Source organism: Streptomyces sp. NPDC022910 (assembly GCF_055561075.1).
In genome coordinates, this window is record NZ_JBVHHL010000145.1 from 1 (window position 1) to 1,359 (window position 1,359).

At 65.3% G+C, this 1,359-nt stretch carries 1 protein-coding gene; it reads left to right on the forward strand.

The annotated features are described in order from the left end of the window. Positions 1-1,207 (forward strand): alpha-amylase family protein (locus ACZ3TS_RS42690; RefSeq protein WP_467628572.1); only part of this gene is annotated, 1,207 nt, incomplete at its 5' end. Between the last annotated feature and the right edge of the window lie 152 nt (positions 1,208-1,359).

Below are 1,359 nucleotides of genomic sequence, written 5' to 3' on the forward strand. Positions count from 1 at the left end.
GGGGGATGTGGGGGTGCCGTGGGCGATCGGGTCGCCGGAGGGTGGGCACGATGCGGTGCATCCGGGTTTGGGGACGGTGGAGGATTTCGTCTGGTTCGTGGGGCGGGCGCGGGAGTTGGGGCTTGAGGTGGCGCTGGATTTCGCGTTGCAGTGTTCGCCGGATCATCCGTGGGTGGAGAAGCATCCGGAGTGGTTCCGGCGCCGTGCGGACGGGTCGGTTGCGTATGCGGAGAATCCGCCGAAGAAGTATCAGGACATCTATCCGGTGTTCTTCGATGGGGACATGGATGGTCTGGTGGCGGAGACGCTGCGGGTGCTGCGGTGGTGGATGGGGTGTGGGGTGCGGATTTTCCGGGTGGACAATCCGCATACGAAGCCGGTGGTGTTCTGGGAGCGGGTGATCGGGGAGGTCAACCGGGTGGATCCGGATGTGATCTTCCTGGCGGAGGCGTTCACGCGGCCGGCGATGATGCACACGCTGGCGCAGGTCGGGTTCCAGCAGTCGTACACGTATTTCACGTGGCGGAATACGAAGCAGGAGCTGACGGAGTATCTGGGTGAGTTGTCGGGTGAGGCGGCGGCGTATATGCGGCCGAACTTCTTCGTGAACACGCCGGACATCCTGCATGCGTATCTGCAGCACGGGGGGCGGCCGGCCTTCGAGGTGCGGGCGGTGTTGGCGGCGACGCTGTCGCCGACGTGGGGGATGTACTCGGGTTATGAGTTGTGTGAGAACGTGCCTTTGCGGGAGGGCAGTGAGGAGTATCTGGACTCGGAGAAGTACCAGTTGCGGCCGCGGGACTGGGAGGCGGCCGAACGCGAGGGACGCAGCATCGCCCCCCTCATCACGCAACTGAACGCGATCCGGCGGGCCAGCCCGGCGCTGCGGCAGTTGCGGGACCTGCACTTCCACCACGCCGACAAGGAAGAGGTGATCGTCTACTCGAAACGCTCGGGCTCGAACACGGTTTTGGTGGTCGTCAACCTGGATCCGCACCACACCCAGGAGGCGACGGTCTCGTTGGACATGCCGCGGCTCGGCCTGGACTGGCACGAGTCGGTGCCGGTGCGTGACGAGCTCACCGGCGTCACCTACCACTGGGGCAGGACCAACTACGTGCGTCTGTCGCCGGGAGAGGCTCCCGCGCACGTGCTGACCGTCCTGCGACCGTCCTCACTGCAGACCGGAGGGTCACCCACACGATGATCGTCAACGAGCCCGTCCCGGACACCTTCGAGGACACTCCCGCAGCCGACCGCGATCCGGAGTGGTTCAAGCGTGCCGTCTTCTACGAGGTCCTGGTCAGGTCCTTCCAGGACAGCAACGGCGACGGCGTGGGCGATTTGAAGGGGCTGACC